Here is a 22,675-nt window from a genome sequence, read left to right as displayed (position 1 = left end):
GGCGGCGTCCCTCGGGCACCCCGACACGCGGCCGCAATCCGTCTGTCGTAATCCTCCCCCATGGTTGATCGTTGGGCCCGGCACGTACCCGACGAACCAGCGCACAGGGGGAAACGGCATGACCATCAGCCGCAGGACACTGCTCGCATCCGGGGCCGCGCTCGGCCTGCTCACGGCGTGCGGGTCCAACACGGGACGCGACGGCGGCGGTTCGGGCGGCAAGGGCCCGAAGCTGTCCCAGTGGTACCACCAGTACGGCGAACCAGGCACCGAACAGGCGGTGAAGCGGTACGCCGCCGCGTACGACAAGGCGGACGTGTCCGTGCAGTGGCGCCCCGGCAACTACGACGAGCAGACCGCCGCCGCGCTCCTCACCAAGTCGGGACCCGACGTCTTCGAGGTCAACGGGCCGACCCTGGACCAGATTCGGGGCGGTCAGGTCGTCGACCTCACCGATCTGTTCGACGACGACGTGAAGGCCGACTTCAACCCGGTCGTGCTCGCCCCGAAGACGCACGACGGCCGGATCTGGTCGATCCCGCAGGTGGTCGACATGCAGGTCCTGTACTACCGCAAGAGCCTCCTCTCCGACGCGGGCCGCAAACCGCCGACGACGCTCGACGAACTCGTCGACACGGCGAAGGCGTTGACTCGCGACAAGGTCAAAGGGCTGTTCCTCGGGAACGACGGCGGCGCGGGCGCGCTCGGCGGCACCCCCCTGTACGCGGCGGGCCTGACGCTGGTGACCGACGACGGCGAGGTGGGCTTCGACGACCCGGCCGCCGCCCGCGCCCTCGCCGCGCTGCGCACGCTGTACGAGGACAAGTCGCTGCTGCTCGGCGCGCCCTCCGACTGGTCGGACCCGTCGGCATTCGTGCAGGAGCTGACCGCCATGCAGTGGTCGGGCCTTTGGGCGCTGCCCGCCGTCCAGAAGGCGTTCGGCGACGACTTCGGGGTGCTGCCCTTCCCCGCGGCCGGGCCCGGCGGGAAGCCCGCGGTGCCGGTGGGAGCGTACGGCGCCGCGGTCAGCGCCCGCAGCGCGCACAAGAAGGAGGCGAAGGACTTCGTGAAGTGGCTGTGGATCGACAGGACGGAGTACCAGCGGGACTTCGCACTCTCGTACGGCTTCCACATCCCCGCACGCCTCTCCCTCGCGAAGAAGGCCGACGCGCTCACCGAGGGCGCGGCGGCGGACGCGGTGCGCTACTCCACCGAGCACGGGTACGCCGAGCCGCTGCGCTGGACCCCGGCGAGCCGGGTCGCCTACCAGGACGCCCTCAGCCGGATCATCAAGTCCGGCGCGAACCCGGAGAGCGAGTTGAGGTCCGTCGTACGGAAGGTGTCGGCGGAGCTGGACCGCGTGCAGAAGAAGTCCTCGTGACCGCGCCCGGCGCTCCCGGTACGCATGGCACGCATGGCCCACCCGGCACGCCCGACGCATCCGGCACGTCCGGCGCGCGGTTGTGGCGCCGTCTCGCCGGGCCGCAGAACCGCACCCTGTGGTTCTGGGCCTTCGTCGGCCCGTTCGCGCTCGGCCTGATCGTCTTCACGTACGTACCACTGGGCTGGAGCGTCTACCTCAGCTTCTTCGACGCCCACAACACCGTCTCGCCCACGGACTTCGTAGGCCTCGACAACTACACGTCGATGCTGCGGAACGACGCGTTCACGGACAGCCTGTGGACCTTCGTGGTCTTTACGGCCTTCATCGTGCCGACGACGTTCGTGCTCTCGCTCTCCCTGGCGCTGATGGTCAACCGCACGCGCCGGGCCCAGGCCTTCCTCCGCTCGGTCTTCTTCCTGCCCGCCGCGTGCAGCTATGTCGTGGCGGCCCTGATCTGGAAGATGTCGCTCTTCAACGGGGTGCGGTTCGGCCTGGCCAACACCGTGCTCGGCTGGTTCGGCGCCGACCAGACGGCCTGGCTCTCGACGACGGACCCGCCCTGGTACTGGCTGGTGATCGTCACCGTCCGCCTCTGGCTCCAGGCGGGCTTCTACATGATCCTGTTCCTGGCGGGCCTGCAACGCATCTCGCCCACCCTCTACGAGGCGGCGGCCGTGGACGGCGCCCGACCGGGCTGGCAGGTGCTTCGCCACATCACGCTGCCCCAACTGCGTGCCACATCCGTCGCGGTGGCCCTGCTCCTCGTCATCAACGCCTTCCAGGCCTTCGACGAGTTCTACAACCTGCTCTCGGACTCCCGCGGCTACCCGCCGTACGCCCGCCCACCCCTGGTCTACCTCTACTACACGGCGCTCGGCCAGGGCCAGAACCTCGGCCTCGGCAGCGCGGGCGCGGTGCTCCTCGCCCTCGTCATCGCCGTGGTGACCATCGGCCAGGCCCGCTGGTTCGGGCTCGGCAGGAAGGAGGACTGACGCCGTGTACGACGCCTGGGTCAAGGTGGGCCGCGCCCTGCGGATGACCCTACTCATCGCCCTCGCCCTGCTCTTCCTGATCCCCTTCTATCTCCTGCTGCGCAACGGCCTCGCCGCCGAGCAGGACATCACCGCGCCCGACTGGACGTTCTTCCCCTCGACCCTGCACTGGTCGAACATCACGGAACTCTTCGAGGACTCGACGGTCCCGATGGCGCGCTCGCTGGTCAACTCGGCCGTGATCGCGGTCCTCACCACCCTCGGCACCCTCCTCCTCGCCTCCCTCGCGGGCTACGGCCTGGCCCGCATCCCCTACCGCCACGCCGACCGCGTCTTCTACGCCATCCTCGCCACGATGATGGTCCCTGCCGCCGTCACCTTCGTCCCCAGCTTCGTCCTGGTCTCATCCCTCGGCTGGGTCTCGACCCTGCGCGGGTTGATCATCCCCACCCTCTTCTCGGCCTTCGCCTGCTTCGTCTTCCGCCAGTACTTCCTCGGCTTCCCCCGCGAACTGGAGGACGCCGCCCGCGTCGACGGCCTCGGCTACTGGCGTACGTACTGGCTCATCGTCGTCCCCAACTCCCGCCCCGCCTTCGCCGCCGTCGGCACCATCGTCTTCATCGGCGCCTGGAACTCCTTCCTGTGGCCCCTGGTCATCGGCCAGGACCGCGACGCCTGGACCGTCCAGGTGGCCCTCGCCTCCTTCTCCACCTCCCAGGTCATCCGCCTCCACGAACTCTTCATCGCCGCCGCCATCTCGATCGTGCCGCTGCTCGTGGTGTTCCTGTTCTTCCAGCGGTGGATCGTGGCGGGGGTGGAGCGGTCGGGGATCGAGGAGTAGCGCGGGGTGCGGTGGCCTGCGCGGTTCATCGGCGCTCCGCGCCTCGTCCTCAAACGCCGGACCGGCGCAGACCTTCGCCGGTGCGGCAGAGTCTTCCGGCGCGGCTGAGTTTTTCAGCCCGTCCGGCGTTTGAGGACGAGGCGCGAAGCGCCGACAAGCGGGGGTCCAGGGGGCGCAGCGCCCCTGGTTACGGTGAAGGGGCGGGACTGGGGCGCCCCGCGAGGTACCGCCTACCGCCCCGCGAAGGCCCGCGGAGCGGACTCCGCCCGGCGCTGCCCGGGCGCAGCATGGCAGGTGACATCCCGGGACGGGAGCTTGCCACTGGCCAGGTACCCCATGGCGGCGTTCTCCGCGCAGGAGTTACGGACCTCGCCGAAGACCACCCCGTGCCCCTCCCCCTCATCGACGGTGACCATCCGCGACCCCTTGAGGGCCCGATGCATGGCCCGCGCCCCGACAAGCGGAGTCTGCGAGTCCCACTCGTTCTGCACGATCAACGACTTGACGCGGTTGTCCACCTCGGTGGCGGCCTCGGCCCCCCGCGGCAGAAAGGCGCAGGGGGTGATGCTGGACGCGAAGTCGCCGTACAGCGGGAAGCGGGCCCCGTCGCGGAAGGCGTCACGCCGATACGTGTCGGGGTCACGAGGCCAGGACGCGTCGGCGCACACGACGGCCAACTGGCTGGCGACCTCGTTGTCGTCGGGCTGCTCGGCGACACGAAGATCCCGCACGGCCCGCCCCTCGGCGGCGTTCTTGAGCTGCACCACGGCCTCGGCCCCCTCGCGGACACTGGAGAACGCGGGCCGCAGCACGTCCCGTACGGCGGGCCCGTCGAGCTTGGCGTCACCGATGACGATCGGATCGGCGTCCGCGCGGGCGACGAGCTTCCAGAAGGTCCGCTCGACGGCGGCAGGGGACGCGCCCAGGTGGTACGTGGCGTCCCGCCCGGCGGTCCACTTCGTCCACCGCTGGAAGGCGCGCTCGGCCTCCGGTGCCCAGATGCGGAACATGCCACGCCACATCCGGCCCGGATCGACGGCGCTGTCGAGCACGAACCGGTCGGCGCGGTGCGGGAAGAGCTGCATGTAGACGGCGCCGAGGGCGGTGCCGTACGAGACGCCGAAGTAGTTGAGGTTCTTCTCGCCGAGGACGGCGCGCAGGACGTCCATGTCGCGGGCGGTGTTGCGGGTGCTGTTGTGCGGCAGCCGATCGCCGGCCGCCGCCCTGCACTTGTCCGAGACCGACCGCGCCCAGGCCTCGTTGGCGGCGACGTCGGCGGCGGAGCGGGTGACGCGGGGGTACGACAACTCGTCGGCCCCGAGCCCGCACTTGACGGGAGTGCTCTTGCCGACTCCGCGCGGATCGAAGCCGACCAGGTCGTACTGGTCGCGCACGGCCTTGGGCAGACCCTGCGATGCTTCCAGGGGGATGTCGAGACCCGGCCCGCCGGGCCCGCCCGGATTGAAGGTCAGCACACCGCGCCGCTTACCGGGCACGCTCGTCTTGACGCGCGATATCGCCACGTCGATCCGCTTGCCCGCGGGCGCGCGGTAGTCGAGGGGCACCTTCAGGGTCGCGCACTGAAAGGCGGCGGGCTTGTCGGCGGCGCACCGCTTCCAGGTGAGCTTCTGCTGGGTGTAGGACGCGAGCCGATCGGCTCCCGTCCCCTCGGAACGGGCCACTCCGTCAACAGCGGAGGCCGCCCCGCCCCCGAGCCCCGGCGCCAGCCCGGCGAGCACTCCCACCGCGAGCACCGGCACCAGCCGCCGCCGATATACCGATTTCTGCACGTGACACTCCTTCTGGTCGGTTCTGCGTACGACCAGTTGGACGCGTACCGGGGCGTCTTACCTCCCTCCGCCCACGCCGAAGGGGCGGCACCTCCGCACAAGGTGCCGCCCCTCCTTCGAGGACCGGGACCATCGCCGCATCGGTTGAGGGTCGGGGACACGGCGACGGGCCCGGGGTTTCTGGCGGTCGGCAGCGGGGACTGCCGGGAGCGGCTCGGGCAGCGGGCGCTGCCGGTGGACGCCTCGGGCAGCGGGGGCTGCCCGGTGGGTGCTAGCGGTGGTCGCTGCCCGTTGATGACGACGCCGCGCGGCCTGCCTCCAGGCGGGCGACCGGGATGCGGAACGGGGAGCAGGAGACGTAGTCCAGGCCCACCTCGTGGAAGAAGTGCACCGACTCCGGGTCACCGCCGTGCTCGCCGCAGACGCCGAGCTTGAGGTCGGGGCGGGTGGCCCGTCCTGCCGCCACCGCGTCGCGGACCAGCTTGCCGACGCCGTCCTTGTCGATCGTCTCGAAGGGGGAGACGCCGAAGATGCCCTTCTCCAGGTAGGCGGTGAAGAAGGAGGCCTCCACGTCGTCGCGGGAGAAGCCCCACACCGTCTGGGTGAGATCGTTCGTACCGAACGAGAAGAACTCGGCGGCCTCCGCGAGCTGCCCCGCGGTGAGCGCGGCGCGCGGCAGCTCGATCATCGTGCCGAGGGCCAGCTTCAGGTGCACACCGGTGGTCCGCTCGACCTCGGCGATGACCTGCTCGGCCTCCTCGCGGACGATCTCCAGCTCCTGGACGGTGCCGACGAGCGGAATCATGATCTCCGCACGCGGGTCGCCCTTGGCCTCCTTGCGTTCGGCCGCGGCCTCCGCGATGGCCCGTACCTGCATGGTGAACAGGCCGGGGATGACCAGGCCGAGGCGCACACCGCGCAGGCCAAGCATCGGGTTCTGCTCGTGCAGCCGGTGCACGGCCTGGAGGAGGCGCAGGTCGTTCTCGTTGTGGTCCTTGCGGGACTCGGCGAGGGCGACGCGCACGGACAGCTCGGTGATGTCGGGCAGGAACTCGTGCAGCGGCGGGTCCAGGAGGCGGACCGTCACCGGCAGGCCGTCCATGGCCTCGAAGAGTTCGACGAAGTCCCGCTTCTGGAGGGGCAGGAGCTCCTTCAGGGCGTTCTCGCGCTCCTCCTCGGTGTCCGCGAGGATCAGGTGCTCGACCAGCTCGCGGCGCTCGCCGAGGAACATGTGCTCGGTGCGGCACAGGCCGATGCCCTGGGCGCCGAACCGCCGTGCGCGCAGCGCGTCCTCGGCGTTGTCGGCGTTGGCGCGCACCCGCAGCCGGCGCTTGCCGTCGGCGAACGCCATGATGCGGTGCACGGCCTGGACCAGCTCGTCGGCGTCGTCGGCGCCCGCGTGCATACGGCCCTCGAAGTACTCCACCACCGGCGACGGGACCACGGGCACCTCGCCCAGGTACACCTTGCCGGTGGAGCCGTCGATGGAGACGACGTCGCCCTCCTCGACGACGTGGCCGTTGACCGTGAGGCGGCGCCTCTTGGTGTCGACCTCCAGGTCCTCCGCGCCGCAGACGCAGGTCTTGCCCATGCCGCGGGCGACCACGGCGGCGTGGGACGTCTTGCCGCCGCGGGAGGTCAGGATGCCCTCGGCGGCGATCATGCCGTCCAGGTCGTCGGGGTTGGTCTCGCGGCGGATCAGGATGACCTTCTCGCCGGAGCGCGACCACTTGATGGCGGTGTATGAGTCGAACACCGCCTTGCCGACGGCGGCGCCCGGCGAGGCCGCGATGCCCCGGCCGAGCTGCTTCACCTTGGCGTCCTCGTCGAAGCGGGGGAACATCAACTGGGCCAACTGGGCGCCGTTGACGCGCTGGAGCGCCTCGGCCTCGTCGATCAGGCCCTGGTCGACGAGTTGCGTGGCGATGCGGAAGGCCGCGCCCGCGGTGCGCTTGCCGACGCGGGTCTGGAGCATCCACAACTGGCCGCGCTCGATGGTGAACTCGATGTCGCACAGGTCCTTGTAGTGCGTTTCGAGGGTCTCCATGATCTGCATGAGCTGGTCGTACGACTTCTTGTCGATCCGCTCCAGATCGGCGAGGGGCACGGTGTTGCGGATGCCCGCGACGACGTCCTCGCCCTGCGCGTTCTGCAGGTAGTCGCCGTACACGCCCTGGTGCCCGGACGCGGGGTCGCGGGTGAAGGCGACGCCGGTGCCGGAGTCGGGGCCGAGGTTGCCGAAGACCATGGAGCAGACGTTGACGGCGGTGCCGAGGTCGTGCGGGATGCGCTCCTGGCGGCGGTAGAGCTTGGCGCGCTCGGTGTTCCAGGAGTCGAAGACCGCGTGGATGGCGAGGTCCATCTGCTCGCGCGGGTCCTGCGGGAAGTCACGGCCCGCCTCGGCCTTGACGATCTTCTTGAACCTGGTGACGAGCTTCTTCAGCTCGGCCGCGTCCAGGTCGGTGTCGACCGTGACCTTCTTGGCGTCCTTGGCCTTCTCCAGGGCTTCCTCGAAGAGTTCGCCGTCGACGCCGAGGACGGTCTTGCCGAACATCTGGATGAGGCGGCGGTAGGAGTCCCAGGCGAAGCGGTCGTCGCCGGCCTGCTTGGCCAGGCCCTGCACGGACTTGTCGGAGAGCCCGATGTTCAGGACGGTGTCCATCATGCCGGGCATGGAGAACTTGGCGCCCGAGCGCACGGAGACGAGCAGCGGGTCGTCGGCCTGGCCGAGCTTCTTGCCCATCTTCTTCTCAAGGGCGGTGAGGTGCGCGCTCACCTCGTCACGCAGTGCCGCGGGCTCGTCCCCGCTGTCGAGGTAGACCTTGCAGGCCTCGGTGGAGATGGTGAAGCCCGGCGGGACCGGCAGGCCGAGGTTGGTCATCTCGGCGAGGTTGGCGCCCTTCCCGCCGAGAAGGTCCTTGAGGTCCTTGTTGCCCTCGGTGAAGTCGAACACGAACTTCATGCCCTGAGCTACGTGGGGATCTTTGTTTTCCGACACGGGTCTCGACTCCTCGAGGACGCGGTGGCTGCCCTGACGGCGAGGAACATACCCAGATCAAAGGCGTCTGGGTACGTCCACTTGTGGGTCACACGGTCGTAACCACCCGTCCGCCGCTAGATCGAAAGTGACTCGGCGGTAGCGAAGGCGGGCGCGTCGTGTTCAAGTCTTGAAGGGGCGCTGTGTGCATGGTTGCTTTTTCGCTCAGATGAGCGCGACACACTCAGATGTGAGTTCGACTCGTAAATGATCGAGCGATGGCACTGAGTGCCACCCCTTGGAGAAGTGCAGCCACCCTTCACCCGTCCGTCAGGTGCTCATCTGAGCGCAACACCCTTCAGGGGTGGCGAGAATCACGCCGTTTGAGAGCGCCGGATCTCGGCACGCACCCCCTCAGACGCCGAGCGCGGCAAGCCGCGCCTCCGCCCGTTCCGGGGCATACAGGTGTTCCACCACCAGTGCACCCGCCCCGACCAGGCCCGCGCGCTCACCGAGCCGCGAGGTGACGACCTCCAGGTGAGCCGTGGAGCGCGGCAGCGCCCGCTGGTACAGCAGCTCCCGCACCCCGGTGAGGAAGGGAGTTCCGGCCAGATCTCCGGCGATCATCAGTACGCCGGGGTTGAGCAGCGTCACGACCGTGGCGAGCACCTCGCCCACCTGCCGCCCCGCCTCCCGCGCGAGACCCACCGCTTCGGGGTGCCCGGCGGCGAGCAGCTCCCGCACGTCCCGCCCCGACGCGGCCCGCACCCCGGCCGCCCTGAGTCGCGCCGCCACCGCCCGGCCGCTGGCCACGGCGGCCAGACAGCCGTACGAGCCGCACTTGCACAGCTCCTCCGCACCGCCCGGCACCCGGATGTGCCCGATGTCGCCCGCACCGCCGTCGACGCCACGGTAGACACCGCCGTCGACGACGACACCCGCGCCGATGCCGGTGGAGACCTTGACGAGGACGAACGCCGAGCAGTCCGGGTGGTGGGTGCGCTGCTCCCCGTACGCCATGAGGTTGGCGTCGTTGTCGACGAGCACCGGCACCGGGGCCGCGGCGCCGGTGTGGTCGGTGAAGGCGCGGCCCAGCCTGCCCGTTATGTCGTAGCCGTCCCAGCCGGGCATGATCGGCGGCTGCACCACCCGGCCGGTCCCGCTGTCGACGGGACCGGGCACGGCGAGCCCGATCCCGCACACCGCCTCAGGGCCCCTGCCGCCCGCGCGCACCAGTTCCCCGAACGCGACGCCGAGCCGGTCGAGCACCTTCTCCGGGCCCTCGTCGACGCGCAGCGGCAGGCCCCGCTCGGCGATGACCGTGCCGGTGAGGGTGAGCAGCGCCGTACGGGCGTGCCTGGTCTCCAGGTCGGCGGCGAGGACCACGGCGTGCGCCGCGTCGAACTCCAGGCGGGCCGGGGGGCGGCCACCGAGCGGGGACGCCACCGGGCCGCCCGCGCCCTCGCGCAGCCAGCCCGCGCGGAAAAGCCGGTCGAGCCGCTGCCCGACGGTCGCCCGGGAGAGACCTGTTGCCTGTCGCAGCGCGCCCCGCGTGGTGGCGCGGCCGCTGCGGACCAGATGGAGCAGATCGCCCGCGCTCGCCTGGGGGGCGACCACCGGACGTGCCGGGACCCCGTCGGTCCCGCCGGTCCTGTCGGTCCCGCCGGTCCTGTCGGCCCCGCCGGTCCCGTTCCCCATGCCCCCTGTCCCCTCCTCCGGCCCTCCGGCCCGCCCCGCGCCGGGCCGTGCGACGTCTTGTGTGCGTCAACTCCGCGTAACATGATGGGTTTTGCGTGTTGAGCAGACGTAACTCTATGGTTCCCGTAACCAAACTGACAGGCCCCCGACCAGGCCCACGACGACCGGCCGGCGGCTTCGGGAGTGACGCGTGGACGGTACGACCACGACGAGGGCCGGAACCCGGCTTCCCGGCGCCGGTCCGGCACGGCCCGGCGCGCCCCCCGCGCTGCGCGAGGGCGCCGCCCGGGTCCTCGCGGCCAACTGGACCGGCACCTCCACCGTCCCCTCCCGCGCGCTGTATCCGCACCAGTGGTCCTGGGACTCCGCGTTCGTCGCGATCGGCCTGCGCCATCTGTCGCCGTTGCGCGCCCAGGTGGAGCTGGAGACGCTGCTGTCCGCGCAGTGGGGCGACGGCCGGGTGCCGCACATCGTGTTCAACCCCTCCGTTTCCTTCGACGCGTACTTCCCGAGCCCCGACTTCTGGCGCTCCACCGCCGCGGGACGCGCGGCGGGCGCTCCCACCGCCGTGCAGACCTCCGGCATCGTGCAGCCCCCGGTGCACGCCCTCGCCGCCTGGCTTGTGCACCTGGCCGACCCCGGCCTCTCCCGGGCGCGCTCCTTCCTCGCCCGACTACAGCCGCGGCTCGCCGCCTGGCACCGCCATCTGCTGCACCACAGGGACCTCGGCGGCGCGGGGCTCGCCGCGGTCGTCCACCCCTGGGAGCAGGGCATGGACAACAGCCCCTGCTGGGACGGCCCGCTGAGCCGCGTGCCGCCCGCGCGTCCCGGTACGTTCCGCCGCGCCGACCTCGACCACGGCTCCCCCGCGGACCGGCCGACGGATCTCGACTACGGCCGGTACGTACGGCTCGCGGCGGACTACCGCGACAACGGGTACGGGACCGGCCCCGGACGGCGGCCCGGGTTCGCCGTCGAGGACCCCTCGTTCAACGCCCTCCTGATCGCCTCCGAGCACGCGCTCGCCCACATCACCGCCGAGCTCGGTGTCCCCGGGACGGCCCGGCACGAGCGTGCGGAGCGGCTGACGCGGGTCCTGGTGGAGCGGCTCTGGGACCCGGTGGCGGGGATCTTCCGGTGCCGCGATCTGTCGGCGGGAGGCCCGGACGGGGCCCTCATCGGTGAGTTCGGGACGACCGGCCTGGTCCCGCTCGTCCTGGCGGGGCTGCCGCGTGCCGTCGCCGCCGCCCTGGTGCGCACGGCGCGCGGCCCGCACTTCGAGCTGGGCGGCCGGGCCCGCCTCGTGCCGAGCCACGACCTGCTCAGCCCGTCGTTCGACGCGCGGCGCTACTGGCGCGGTCCCGCCTGGTTCAACACCAACTGGCTCGTCGAGCGCGGGCTGCGGCTGCACGGCGAGCGGGAGCACGCGGACGGGCTGCGCGCCGCGCTGCTCGACACGGCCGTGGCGTCGGACTTCGCCGAGTACGTGGATCCGTACACGGGAGCCGGCTGCGGCGCCCGCGGCTTCGGCTGGACCGCGGCGCTCGCCCTGGACCTGAGCGTGGCCGTGCGAGCTGGGCGCCATCCGCACGACTCGCAGGCCCCGCAGACCTCCCAGGACTCGCAGGCCCCGCACGACCCGCACGACCCGCACGACCCGCACGACTCGCACGACTCGCACGACAAGGGGGCACGGAAATGACCGACGACGGCAGGCAGCACCAACTGCTCGTGCACGGAACGACGTTCGCCGCGGTGGGCGCGGGCGGCGACATCAGGGGCGTGTCGGGCAACGCCGAGCCGGACGGTCTGTTCGTGCGCGACGCACGGCACCTGAGCCGCTGGCAGCTCACGGTGGACGGCGCCGTCCCCGAGGTGCTGACGCCGGTGACCGTGGACGCCGGGGGCGGCGCGGGCACGGAGGGCGAGGTGGCGCGCTGCGTGCTTGTGCCGCGGGGCGGGCGCCAGGAGCCGCCCGGGTACACACTGTTCCGTGAACAGGCCGTCGTGGAGGGCGCGTTGGTGGAGGCCCTGCGGATCATCAGCAACCGCGCCGTCCCGACGACGCTGCGGCTCGCGCTCACCGCCGACGCCGACTTCGCCGACCAGTTCGAGCTGCGCGCGGACCACCGTACGTACACGAAGACGGGGGCGGTCAGGTCGCGCCGGGTCCTCGCGGCGCCCGACGGCGGCGACGGCCGTCCGGGCGGGCCGAGGGGCGGCGTACGGGAACTCGTCGGCGCACGTGGTGGGGTGCGGCGGCCCGTGGGGGCGTACGGGCGGGCGCGTCCCGAGAGCGTCGCCGGTGTCGAGTTCGGCTACCGGCGCGGGGACTGGCTGGCCCGCACGGCCGTCACCGCCGAGCCCGCGCCGGACGCCGTCGAGGAGACGGGGACCGGTGCCAGGCGCCTGGTGTGGACCCTGGACCTGGCGGCGCACGGGTCGGCCGACATGGCCCTGACGGTCACGGCCCGGCCGCACGGCGCACCGGCGCGGCCCGCACCGCCGCGCTCCCCCGCCGCGGCCCTGCGGCAACTGGCGGCGAAGAAGCGCGAGTTCCTGGCCGCCGTACCGCTCCCCGCGGACTGGCCCGAACTGTCCGCGGCCTGTACGCGCGGCGTCGCCGACCTGGCCTCGCTCCAAGTGCCCGCGCGCGGACCCGACGGCGAGGAGGTGAGCGTGCCCGCGGCGGGTGTGCCCTGGTTCCTCACGCTGCTCGGCCGCGACACGCTCCTGACGTCCCTGTTCGCGCTGCCGTACCTGCCGTGCCTGGCCTCGGCGACGCTGTCGGCGCTCGCCGCGACGCAGGCGACCGAGCACGCCGAGGGCGGTGCGGCGCAGCCCGGCAAGATCGTGCACGAGGTGCGGCACGGGGAGCTCGCCCACTTCGGGCAGGTTCCCTTCCGGCGGTACTACGGCTCGGTGGACGCCACGCCGCTGTTCCTCGTGCTGCTCGGCGCGTACACCGAGCAGACCGGTGACACGGCCACGGCCCGGCGCCTACAGCCGTACGCGCGTGCCGCCGTCAACTGGATGCTGGACCACGGCGGGCTCTCCTCGCACGGCTATCTCGTGCACCGCGCGGACGAGGGCGGTCCCGCCAACCAGAACTGGAAGGACTCCCCCGGTGCGATCTGCGGCGCCGACGGCACGCGTGCTCCCGGGCCCGTGATGGCCGCGGGTGCGCAGGGGTACGCGTACGACGCGCTGCGGCGCACGGCGTGGCTCGCCGGGGCCGTGTGGGACGACACCGCGTACGCCGACCGCCTGGAGCGGGTCGCCGCCGGGCTGCGGGACCGGTTCCAGCGGGACTTCTGGATGGCCGCGCAGGGGTTTCCCGCACTCGCCCTCGACGGTGACGGCGGGCAGGTGGACGCGCTCGCCTCCGACGCGGGGCACCTGCTGTGGTCCGGGCTCCTCGACAAGGAGTACGGGGAGGCGGTGGGGCGGCGGCTGCTCGGCTCGGACTTCTTCTCGGGGTGGGGGGTGCGGACGCTGGCCGCGGGGCAGGGGGCCTACCATCCGCTCTCCTGCCACCGGGGGTCGGTGTGGCCCCACGACAACGCGCTCATCGCGCTCGGGCTCGCGCGGTACGGGTTGCACGACGAGGCACGGGTCGTCGCCCGTGCCCTCGTCGACGCCGCCGGCGCCTCGGCAGGCCGCCTCCCCGAGGTCCTCGCGGGTTACACCCGCACCGCCCACCCCACCCCCGTCCCCTACCCCCACGCCTGCACCCGGGTGTCCCGCACATCGGCGACCCCACTGGCCTTGCTGACGGCGGTGGGCGCCCCCTGACACCCCTGCCGGGACCCTTCCGCGTTCGCTGTGCCCACGGCGTACGGCACCGTCTTCCCGGACGTCCAGCCAGGTTCCGTACGGAGAGTCGCGGCCCCGCGAGGCAGGCCCGGGGCCTCAGGCCAGTTCCCGTGGCAGCCGCAGGCTCAGCGCGGCGAGGGCGAGCAGGCCCACGAGCTGGAGGGCGAGGACCGTCGCGAAGGCCTCGCGCAGGCCGGTGCCGGACTCCATCGCCAGGAACAGTGAGCCGAGCGTGGCCACGCCCACCGCGAGGCAGGACTGCTGGGCCGTCGCCGCGAGCCCGCTCCCGGCGCCCGCACGCGCCGCGGGCACGGCGGACAGCAGGATGCGGAAGTACAGCGGCAGTTGGATGCCCTGGCCGAAGCCGCACAGGGCGAGGCCCGGCGCCAGGGCGAGTGGTGTGAGGGCGGACCACGGGGCCCACAGCACGGTCAGGGCGAGCACGGCCACACCGGTGCCGTGCACGAGCGCGCACAGGGTCAGGGCCCGACTCCCGAGCCGGTGCACGAGACGGGGCGCGAACAGCGACGCGGCGAACTGGGCGACCCCCATCGGTATCAGGGTCAGCCCTGCCTTGAGGGCGCCGTAGTCGAGCCCCTTCTGGAGCGTCACCGCGCTCACGAACATCCAGCCGCTGAACCCGATGAAGATGGGCAGGCCGATCAAAAGGCCCCGGCGGACGCCGGGTTCGCGCATCAGGGACGGCGGCAGGAGCGGGCTGCCGCCGCCCGCCTCCGCGCGTCGCTCCACGGCCGCGAACGCCCAGATCAGGAACGGCGCCGCGGCCAGTGTGAGGACCGACCAGAGCGGCCAGCCCGCGGCCCTGCCCTCGGTGAGGGGCAGCAGGAACGCCGTCAGGGACACGGCGAGCAGCACCGTGCCCGCCAGATCCCCGCGCGCGGGCCGCTCCGCCCAACTGTCCGGCACCGAGCGGACCGCGAGAAGGAGCGCGAGCGCGGCCACCGGCACGTTCACCAGGAAGACCATGCGCCATCCGGTGCCCGCGAGGTCGGCCGCGACCAGGACGCCGCCGAGTATCTGCCCGAGCACCATGGAGACCCCGCCGACCGAGCCGTACAGCGAGACGGCCCGGGCGCGCCGCTCCCCGCTGGTCGTCGCGTGGATGGTGGCGAGCACCTGCGGCAGCATCATCGCGGACGCCGCGCCCTGGGCCACGCGCGCCGCCACGAGCCACCAGGCCGTCGGGGCGAGCCCGCAGGCCAGCGAGGTGAGCCCGAAGGCCGCGGCACCCCACAGGAACAGCGCACGCCGGCCGTAGGTGTCACCGAGCCGCCCACCGAGCACGAGGAGCACGGCGTAGGCGACGGCGTAGCCCGCGACCACCATCTCCAGGGTGGCGGCGGGGGCGTGCAGATCGGCCTCGATGTCGGGCAGCGCCACATTGACGATGAAGAAGTCGACCATCGGCAGGGCGGCGCCGAGCAGGATGGTGACCAGTCCGAGCGGCGTGAGGGCGGCGGTCTCCAGGTGTGGAGGGTGCGGGGGACGCGAGGGGCGCGAGGGGTCCGAAGGGTGCGCGGGGTGCGCGGGATGCGGGGAAGCGGTTCGGGTACGCGGCTGAGTGCCGTCGTCTGTCGTCACAGTCACGGATACGACGATGAGCGCTCGCCCAGAGGGGTACCAGAGTGTCTTTATCCTGGTAGTAGGCGCACCTGGCAACGAGGTCCGGGGTGCGTAAGGCTGGGGACGTGACCACCACCGCAGAGCCCGTGAGCACCACCGCAGAGCCCGTGACCACCGTCGCCGAGCCGAGGACTTCCGCGTACACGCCCGCCCGGGCGGCCGCGCAGTTGTCCGCGCAGCCGCCCGGGGAGCCACCCGCCACGGACGCCGTCACCCGGCGCCAGGAACTCGCGGCCTTCCTGCGCAGCCGCCGCGAGCGGATCTCGCCGGAGCAGGTCGGCCTGGTCCGCGGCGCCCGCCGCCGCACGCCGGGGCTGCGCCGCGAGGAGGTCGCGCAGTTGTCCGCGGTCGGGGTCACCTGGTACACGTGGCTGGAGCAGGGCCGGGCCATCCGGGTCTCCGCGCAGGTCCTGGACGCCATCGCCCGCGCGCTCCTCATGGACCCGACCGAGCGCGGCCACCTCTTCGTGCTCGCCGGTGTCGTCGACCCGCGCCCCGACGACTACGAGTGCCCGCTGTTCTCCCCGACCGCGCTGCGCCTGATGCACACCATCGCGCCCTACCCGGCCACCCTCCAGAACGCCCGGTACGACGTCCTCGCGCACAACCGGCCCTTCGCGCAGCTCTTCGGCGAGCTGACCGAGCTGCCGCCGCGCGAACGCAACTGCCTGTGGCTGCTCACCACCAGCGAGCACTGGCGCGAGTCGTTCCTCGACCGGGACGAGATGCTGCGCGACCTGATCGCCAAGTACCGCACGGGCATGGCCGAGCATGTGGCGGAGCCCGCGTGGCAGGAGCGGCTCGACGGGCTGCTGCGGGTGTCCGCGGAGTTCCGCGAGCTGTGGCGGCGGCACGAGGTGGCGACGATGTCACCGCACGTCAAGCGGTACCGGCACCCCGAGGTGGGGCTGCTCAGGCTGGAGCACCGCAACCTGTGGATGGCCCCGCAGCCGCAGGCGCACCGCCTCGTCGCCTATGTGCCCGCCGACGAGGAGACGGAGCAGCGGCTCGGGCGGCTCGCGGAGCTGGCGTAGAGGAGCGCGCCCGGTGAGGGACAATGGGAGCTTGCCCTGTCCCGTACGTTCCCGGAGTGCCGCCCGATGTCCCAGCCGCTGACGCCGCCGCCCGCGCTGACGCCGCAGCCGTCGTCGCCCGCGCGACCCGCGCCGCCGCCCACGCTCGCCGTCGGCCCGCACGTCGTCCAGCCGCCCGTGGTGCTCGCGCCGATGGCCGGGATCACGAACGCGCCGTTCCGGACGCTGTGCCGGGAGTTCAGCGGCGGCAAGGGTCTGTTCGTCAGCGAGATGATCACCACGCGCGCGCTGGTCGAGCGCAACGAGAAGACCATGCAGCTCATCCACTTCGACGCGAGCGAGAAGCCGCGCTCGATCCAGCTCTACGGGGTGGACCCGGCGACCGTCGGCAAGGCCGTCCGCATGATCGCGGAAGAGGATCTGGCCGACCACATCGACCTGAACTTCGGCTGCCCCGTCCCCAAGGTGACCCGCAAGGGCGGCGGCTCCGCCCTGCCCTACAAGCGCCATCTGCTGCGGGCCATCCTGCGGGAGGCGGTGAGCGGCGCCGGGGACCTGCCGGTCACCATGAAGATGCGCAAGGGCATCGACGACGACCACATCACGTTCCTGGACGCGGGCCGGATCGCCGTCGAGGAGGGCGTGACCGCGATCGCCCTGCACGGGCGGACGGCGGCGCAGCACTACGGCGGCACGGCGGACTGGGACGCGATCGCCCGCCTGAAGGAGCACGTCCCGGAGATCCCGGTGCTCGGCAACGGCGACATCTGGTCGGCCGCGGACGCGGTGCGCATGATGCGGGAGACCGGGTGCGACGGGGTCGTGGTCGGGCGTGGCTGCCTGGGGCGGCCGTGGCTCTTCGGGGACCTGGTGGCCGCGTTCGAGGGGACCGGCGCGCCCGCGGCTCCCTCGCTGCGGGAGGTCGCCGCCGTGATGCTGCGGCACGCCACGCTGCTCGGGGAGTGGATCGGTGACGAGGCGCGGGGGGTCATCGACTTCCGCAAGCACGTCGCCTGGTACCTGAAGGGGTTCGCGGTGGGCTCGGAGATGCGCAAGCGGCTCGCCGTCACGTCCTCGCTCGCCGAGCTGGAGGACGGCCTCGGTGAGCTCGACCTCGACCAGGGCTGGCCGCTGGGCGCCGACGGGCCCCGCGGCCGCACCTCCGGCAACAACCGCGTGGTCCTGCCGGACGGCTGGCTGAAGGACCCCTACGACTGCGCGGGTATCTCCGCCGACGCCGAACTGGACACCTCCGGGGGCTGACAGCCCGCCGCAAACGCCGGGCCGTGCCTGGGGTTACGGTCGGCGGTATGCCCGAGCTCAGTCACCGGCGCCGGATGCTGGTGCTCGCGATCTGCTGTATGAGCCTGCTGATCGTGAGCCTCGACAACACCGTCCTGAACGTGGCGCTACCCACGATGCGCCGGGAGTTCGAGGCCAGTGTGTCCGGCATGCAGTGGACGATCGACGCCTACACCCTCGTCCTCGCCTCGCTGCTCATGCCGGCGGGCTCGACGGCGGACCGGATCGGGCGGCGCCGGGTGTTCGAGGCGGGGCTCGTCGTCTTCACGCTCGGCTCGGTGCTGTGTTCGCTCGCGCCCAACCTGGAGTGCCTGGTGGCGTTCCGCACGGTGCAGGCCGTGGGCGGGTCGATGCTCAACCCGGTGGCGATGTCGATCATCACGAACACGTTCACCGAGCCGCGCGAGCGGGCCCGCGCCATCGGGGTGTGGGGCGGTGTCGTCGGCATCTCCATGGCGGCGGGGCCACTGGTGGGCGGGCTGCTCGTGGACTCGGTGGGCTGGCGGGCGATCTTCTGGGTCAATCTGCCGGTGGGGCTCGCGGCCCTCCTCCTCACCGCCCGGTACGTCCCCGAGTCCCGCGCCCCGAAGCCGCGCCGTCCCGACCCGGTGGGCCAGCTCCTGGTGATCGGCCTGCTCGGCGCCCTCACATACGCGATCATCGAGGCGCCGGCGGCGGGCTGGACGTCCCCGCTGATCATGACGTTCGCGGCGACCGCGGTGGCGGCCCTCGTGGGCCTGGTCCTGTACGAGCCGCGCCGCGCGGAGCCCCTGATCGAGCTGCGCTTCTTCCGCTCGGCGCCGTTCAGCGGCGCCACCGTGATCGCGATCGCCGCGTTCGCCGCGCTCGGCGGCTTCCTGTTCCTGACCACCCTCTACCTCCAGGACGTACGCGGTCTCGACGCCCTGCACGCCGGTCTGTGGATGCTGCCGATGGCGGCGATGACGCTGGTGTGCGCGCCGCTGTCGGGGCGGCTCGTGGGCAGCCGGGGGCCGCGTCTGTCGCTGCTCGTCGCGGGCGTGGCGATGACGGCGTCGGGGGTGCTCTTCGCGGCCTTCGAGGCGGAGGAAGCGGCACCCAGCCGGGTGCTCGCCTATGTCCTGTTCGGCGTGGGCTTCGGCTTCGTGAACGCGCCCATCACCAACACGGCGGTGGCCGGTATGCCCCGCGCCCAGGCGGGTGTCGCCGCCGCCGTGGCGTCCACGAGCCGCCAGATCGGCCAGACCCTCGGGGTCGCGGTCATCGGCGCGGTCCTGGCCTCCGGGGTGGCCGTCGCGCACACCGCTTCGTACGCGGACGACTTCACGGGGGCGAGCCGTCCCGCCTGGTGGGTGATCACGGGCTGCGGGTTCGCGGTGCTCGTCTTCGGGGCGCTGAGCAGCGGCGCTTGGGCGCGCGGCACGGCGCGGCGGACGGCGGAGCAGCTCAGCGACGAACTGGCTGACAAGTTACAACAAACAGAAAACAGATAACAAAACTTGAAATCTGTCAGCCGCGGGTGCAAGGTGGTTGCCATGCGTACTCTCACCCTCGGCACCACAGGACCCACCACCTCCGCCATCGGCCTCGGTTGCATGGGCATGTCCGCGCTGTACGGCGAAGCCGACCGCACGGAGTCCGTCGCGACGATCCACGCGGCCCTCGAAGCGGGCGTCACCCTCCTGGACACCGGCGACTTCTACGCGATGGGCCACAACGAGCTGCTCATCGGCGAAGCCCTGCGCTCGGCGCCCGCAGCCCGCCGCGAGCAGGCCCTGACCAGCGTGAAGTTCGGCGCCCTCCGCGACCCGGACGGCGGCTGGTACGGCTACGACGGGCGCCCGGCCGCGGTGAAGAACTTCGCCGCGTACTCCCTGCAGCGCCTCGGCGTCGACCACATCGACGTCTACCGCATCGCCCGGCTCGACCCGGACGTCCCCGTCGAGGAGACCGTCGGCGCGATCGCCGAGCTCGTCGAGAAGGGGCATGTGCGCCACATCGGCCTCTCCGAGGTCGGCGCGGACACGCTGCGCCGCGCGGCTGCCGTCGCCCCCATCTCCGACCTCCAGATCGAGTACTCGCTGATCTCCCGCTCCATCGAGGCCGAGATCCTGCCCACCGCCGCCGAGCTCGGCATCGGCGTCACCGCGTACGGCGTCCTGTCCCGCGGCCTGATCTCCGGCCACTTCACCCGGGACCGGCAGCTCGCCGCGGGCGACTTCCGCGGTATGAGCCCCCGCTTCCAGGGCGACAACCTCCAGCGCAACCTGGACCTCGTCGACGCCCTGCGCGCCATCGCCGACGACAAGGGCGTGAGCGTCGCGCAGACCGCGATCGCCTGGGTCCTCGCCCAGGGCCCCAAGTCCGGTGCCGCGATCGTGCCGCTGGTCGGCGCCCGCCGCCGCGACCGCCTCGCCGAGGCCCTCGGCGCCCTGGACATCACGCTCGACGACGCCGACCTCGCCGCGGTCGAGCAGGCCGTCCCCGCCGGTGCCGTCGCGGGCGCCCGCTACCCCGAGGCTCAGATGGCGCACCTCGACAGCGAGCACTGACATGACCGGGCGGCAGGCGGGCAACCGCCTGCGGGTACCTTCTTGAGCATGGCTACGACCGGGACCCTGACCGCCGAGCGCATCCTCGCCGCGACCGAGGAGGTGCTGCGCCGCCATGGCGCCGCCAAGGCGACCGTGGTGGACGTGGCCCGCGCGCTCGGCGTCAGCCACGCCAGCGTGTACCGCCACTTCCGTACGAAGGCGGCGCTGCGCGAGGCGGTCACCAAGCGGTGGCTGGACCGGACGTCGGACGCCCTGTCCGGCGTGGTCGGCGCGGAGGGCCCCGCCGAGCAGCGGCTGCGGCGCTGGCTGGCCGGGCTCTTCGAGGCCAAGCAGCACAAGGCGGGCGACGACCCCGAGCTGTTCGCCACGTACACGGTCCTGGTCGGCGAGGCCAGCGAAGTCGTCGACGAGCACATCGCGGACCTCACCGGTCAGCTCGCCGCGATCGTGCGGCAAGGCGTCGAGGGCGGCGAGTTCGCGGCGCCCGAGCCCGAGGTCGCGGCCCGCGCCCTGTTCGAGGCCACGGCCCGCTACCACGACCCGGCGTACGCGCCCGACTGGTCGCGCCCGGGTGCCGAGGGCGCCTTCGAGGCGCTGCTCGACCTGCTCGTCCGAGGCCTGCGCCCCTAAGGCCCGGACAAGGTGTCACGCCTGATTCTCCCGTTCCGCTGACCCCCCTGCGCCCCGCCTGATTTTCTGAACCCGGTGGACCGGGCATCAAGGGCATCAGGAGGGGTCAAGTGGCTTCAGGGTCAGGCGAGTTGACGGAGGCCGACTATGTCGTCGTCGGCGCCGGATCGGCCGGGTGTGTGCTCGCCGCGCGGCTCAGCGAGGACGCGGACACCAGCGTGCTGCTCCTCGAAGCGGGCCCCCGCGAGCCGAAGGCGGACCTGGCGACGCCGTTCACGTGGCCGTCGCTGTGGGGCACCGACGTGGACCACGGCTACGCGACGGTGCCGCAGTTGGGCCTCGGCGGGCTCGCACCGCCCTGCCCCCGGGGCCGGACCCTCGGCGGTTCCAGCGCGATCAACGCCATGGTGTTCCTGCGCGGCCACCGCGCGGACTACGACGCGTGGGCGGCGGCGGGCTGCGACGGCTGGGGCTTCGACGACCTGCTGCCGTACTTCCGGCGCATGGAGGCGGTGCCCTCCGGGCGGAACGGCGGCCCGCGCGGCGAGGGCGGGCCCCTGCGTCCGTCGCCCGCCTCCGACGCCGACGTCAACCCGCTCTCCCTCGCCTTCGTCGCCGCCGCGGAAGCCGCGGGGCATCCGCGCACCGACGACTTCAACGGCCACCGCCAGGAGGGCGCGGGCCTGCACGACATCACCGTCCTTGACGGGGTCAGGCAGAGCGCGGCCGACGCCTATCTGCACCCGGTCGCCGGGCGCCGCCCGAACCTGACGGTGTCCACGGACTCCCGCGCGCACCGGCTCCTCTTCGACGGGGACCGGTGCACGGGCGTGGAGTTCGTACGGCACGGCGAGCGGCGGACGGTGCGGGCCCGCGCCGAGGTGCTCGTCTGCGCGGGCGCGGTCGACTCGCCCCGCCTCCTCATGCTGTCCGGCATCGGGCCCGCCGACGAGCTGCGCCGGATCGGCGTCGGGGTGCGCCACGATCTTCCGGGCGTGGGCGGGAACCTTCAGGACCACCCGCTGTGCGGTCTGGTGTACGCGGCCGAGCGGCCGATCCCGGCGGGCCGCGTCAACCTCTCCGAGGCCTCCCTCGCCTGGCGCAGCGACGCCTCGCTCCCCGGCCCCGACATGCAGCTCATGTTCATCCATGTGCCGTACCACCCGCCGACGATGGCGGGCCCGGAGAACGGCTTCACCCTCGGCGTCGCCACGGTGCCGCGCGCCCGCGGCTCGGTACGCCTGGCGGACGCGGACCCGGACACACCCCCGCTGATCGACCCCGGGTACCTCGGGGACGCCTCCGATGTGCGGCGCATGCTGCACGGGATCGAGGTGGCCCGGGAGGTGGCGGCCGCCGGTCCGTTCACGGAGTGGGGCGCCCGGGAGGTGCTCCCGGGCGCCCGGGTGGCGGACCCGGCGGACCTGCGCGCGTTCCTGACGGCGGCCACGGGCCCGTACTTCCACCTGGCGGGCACCTGCGCGATGGGGCCCGCCGGGGCGGCGGCGACCGTGGTGACCCCCGAGCTGCGGGTGCGGGGCACCCGGGGGCTGCGCGTCGCGGACGCGTCGGTGATGCCGCGGATCGTGTCCGTGAACACGAACGCCGCCGTGATGGCCATCGGGGAGAAGGCAGCGGACCTCGTCCGCACCACCTAGCCTCCGCACACCCCGCACGGCCGCGGGGGCCCTGCCAGGCCGCGGGGAACTGTGCGCCCCGATAGGGGCGCGAGGAACTGCGCGACCAGCCACATCACACCCGCAGCCGCGTACGCGCAACGGCGCACTGCCCCACCGCGCAACGGTGCGTCTCAACCGTGCGAGTGCTTCGTGGCCGAGCGCGCAGTTCCCCGCGCCCCTGACGGGGCGCCCCGATAGGGGCGCGGGGAACTGCGCGGCCAGCCACATCACACCCGCAGCCGCGTACGGCCGCAGCGCAACGGCGCACTGCCCCACCGCGCAACGGTGCGTCTCAACCGTGCGAGTGCTTCGTGGCCGAGCGCGCAGTTCCCCGCGCCCCTGACGGGGCGCCCC

General features: G+C 72.6%; 15 protein-coding genes. 11 read left to right on the top strand and 4 right to left on the bottom strand.

Annotated elements, in window-relative coordinates; all coding sequences use genetic code 11:
- Positions 1–118 precede the first annotated feature (118 nt).
- The 3 genes from IG78_RS0123010 to IG78_RS0123000 all read left to right on the top strand — a co-directional run bounded on the left by IG78_RS0123010 (position 119) and on the right by IG78_RS0123000 (position 3,217).
- Entirely contained in the window at positions 119–1,381 is a 1,263-nt protein-coding gene (locus IG78_RS0123010) for an ABC transporter substrate-binding protein (RefSeq protein WP_030566201.1), read from the top strand.
- An 80-nt stretch (positions 1,382–1,461) separates the two neighbouring features.
- Entirely contained in the window at positions 1,462–2,376 is a 915-nt protein-coding gene (locus tag IG78_RS0123005) for a carbohydrate ABC transporter permease (protein WP_030566199.1), read from the top strand.
- A 4-nt stretch (positions 2,377–2,380) separates the two neighbouring features.
- Positions 2,381–3,217: a carbohydrate ABC transporter permease gene (locus IG78_RS0123000; protein ID WP_030566197.1), complete on the top strand. Its 837-nt coding sequence runs from the start codon at positions 2,381–2,383 to the stop codon at positions 3,215–3,217.
- A 230-nt stretch (positions 3,218–3,447) separates the two neighbouring features.
- Here the strand turns inward: IG78_RS0123000 and IG78_RS0122995 are convergent, their stop codons facing one another.
- From IG78_RS0122995 to IG78_RS0122985, 3 genes are all read right to left on the bottom strand, one after another.
- The gene (locus tag IG78_RS0122995; RefSeq protein WP_225882165.1) at positions 3,448–5,007 is read right to left on the bottom strand and encodes an alpha/beta hydrolase; all 1,560 of its coding nucleotides are present in this window, start codon (positions 5,005–5,007) and stop codon (positions 3,448–3,450) included.
- Positions 5,008–5,278: 271 nt separating this feature from the next.
- A complete protein-coding gene (gene ppdK, locus IG78_RS0122990) occupies positions 5,279–7,969 on the bottom strand; it encodes a pyruvate, phosphate dikinase (protein WP_030566193.1) in 2,691 nt (896 codons plus the stop codon).
- A gap of 429 nt (positions 7,970–8,398) precedes the next feature.
- Positions 8,399–9,682 carry an ROK family protein gene (locus IG78_RS0122985; protein ID WP_078965348.1) on the bottom strand — a complete coding sequence of 428 codons (1,284 nt, stop codon included), beginning with the start codon at positions 9,680–9,682 and terminating at the stop codon, positions 8,399–8,401.
- A 190-nt stretch (positions 9,683–9,872) separates the two neighbouring features.
- Here IG78_RS0122985 and IG78_RS0122980 point away from each other — a divergent pair, with 190 nt between their 5' ends.
- Both IG78_RS0122980 and IG78_RS42565 read left to right on the top strand, forming a co-directional pair.
- Entirely contained in the window at positions 9,873–11,384 is a 1,512-nt protein-coding gene (locus tag IG78_RS0122980) for an MGH1-like glycoside hydrolase domain-containing protein (RefSeq protein ID WP_078965345.1), read from the top strand.
- On the top strand, positions 11,381–13,477 hold the full coding sequence (locus IG78_RS42565; protein ID WP_037685872.1) for an amylo-alpha-1,6-glucosidase: 2,097 nt from the start codon (positions 11,381–11,383) through the stop codon (positions 13,475–13,477). The genes IG78_RS0122980 and IG78_RS42565 overlap by 4 nt, the downstream gene beginning before the upstream one ends.
- A 117-nt stretch (positions 13,478–13,594) precedes the next feature.
- On the opposite strand, the gene IG78_RS0122970 is transcribed toward IG78_RS42565, so the two are convergent.
- Positions 13,595–15,106, bottom strand: coding sequence for an MFS transporter (locus tag IG78_RS0122970; protein ID WP_030566185.1), 1,512 nt, complete (start codon positions 15,104–15,106; stop codon positions 13,595–13,597).
- A 203-nt stretch (positions 15,107–15,309) separates the two neighbouring features.
- Here IG78_RS0122970 and IG78_RS0122965 point away from each other — a divergent pair, with 203 nt between their 5' ends.
- The 6 genes from IG78_RS0122965 (at position 15,310) to IG78_RS0122940 (ending at position 22,300) form a co-directional block, all read left to right on the top strand.
- Positions 15,310–16,176, top strand: a complete 867-nt coding sequence (locus tag IG78_RS0122965; RefSeq protein WP_030566183.1) for a helix-turn-helix transcriptional regulator — start codon at positions 15,310–15,312, stop codon at positions 16,174–16,176.
- Positions 16,177–16,242: 66 nt separating this feature from the next.
- Complete coding sequence (gene dusB, locus IG78_RS0122960; RefSeq protein ID WP_078965343.1) at positions 16,243–17,439, top strand: tRNA dihydrouridine synthase DusB; 1,197 nt, start codon at positions 16,243–16,245, stop codon at positions 17,437–17,439.
- Between the two features lie 47 nt (positions 17,440–17,486).
- Entirely contained in the window at positions 17,487–18,950 is a 1,464-nt protein-coding gene (locus IG78_RS0122955) for an MFS transporter (protein WP_030566178.1), read from the top strand.
- A 42-nt stretch (positions 18,951–18,992) separates the two neighbouring features.
- Complete coding sequence (locus tag IG78_RS0122950) at positions 18,993–20,009, top strand: aldo/keto reductase (RefSeq protein ID WP_030566176.1); 1,017 nt, start codon at positions 18,993–18,995, stop codon at positions 20,007–20,009.
- Positions 20,010–20,057: 48 nt separating this feature from the next.
- On the top strand, positions 20,058–20,642 hold the full coding sequence (locus IG78_RS0122945) for a TetR/AcrR family transcriptional regulator (RefSeq protein WP_030566175.1): 585 nt from the start codon (positions 20,058–20,060) through the stop codon (positions 20,640–20,642).
- Positions 20,643–20,752: 110 nt separating this feature from the next.
- On the top strand, positions 20,753–22,300 hold the full coding sequence (locus IG78_RS0122940; RefSeq protein ID WP_030566173.1) for a GMC family oxidoreductase: 1,548 nt from the start codon (positions 20,753–20,755) through the stop codon (positions 22,298–22,300).
- Positions 22,301–22,675 lie beyond the last annotated feature (375 nt).

This window comes from Streptomyces aureocirculatus, from assembly GCF_000720475.1.
Classification (GTDB): domain Bacteria; phylum Actinomycetota; class Actinomycetes; order Streptomycetales; family Streptomycetaceae; genus Streptomyces; species Streptomyces aureocirculatus.
This window is presented reverse-complemented; position numbering and strand designations above follow the sequence as displayed.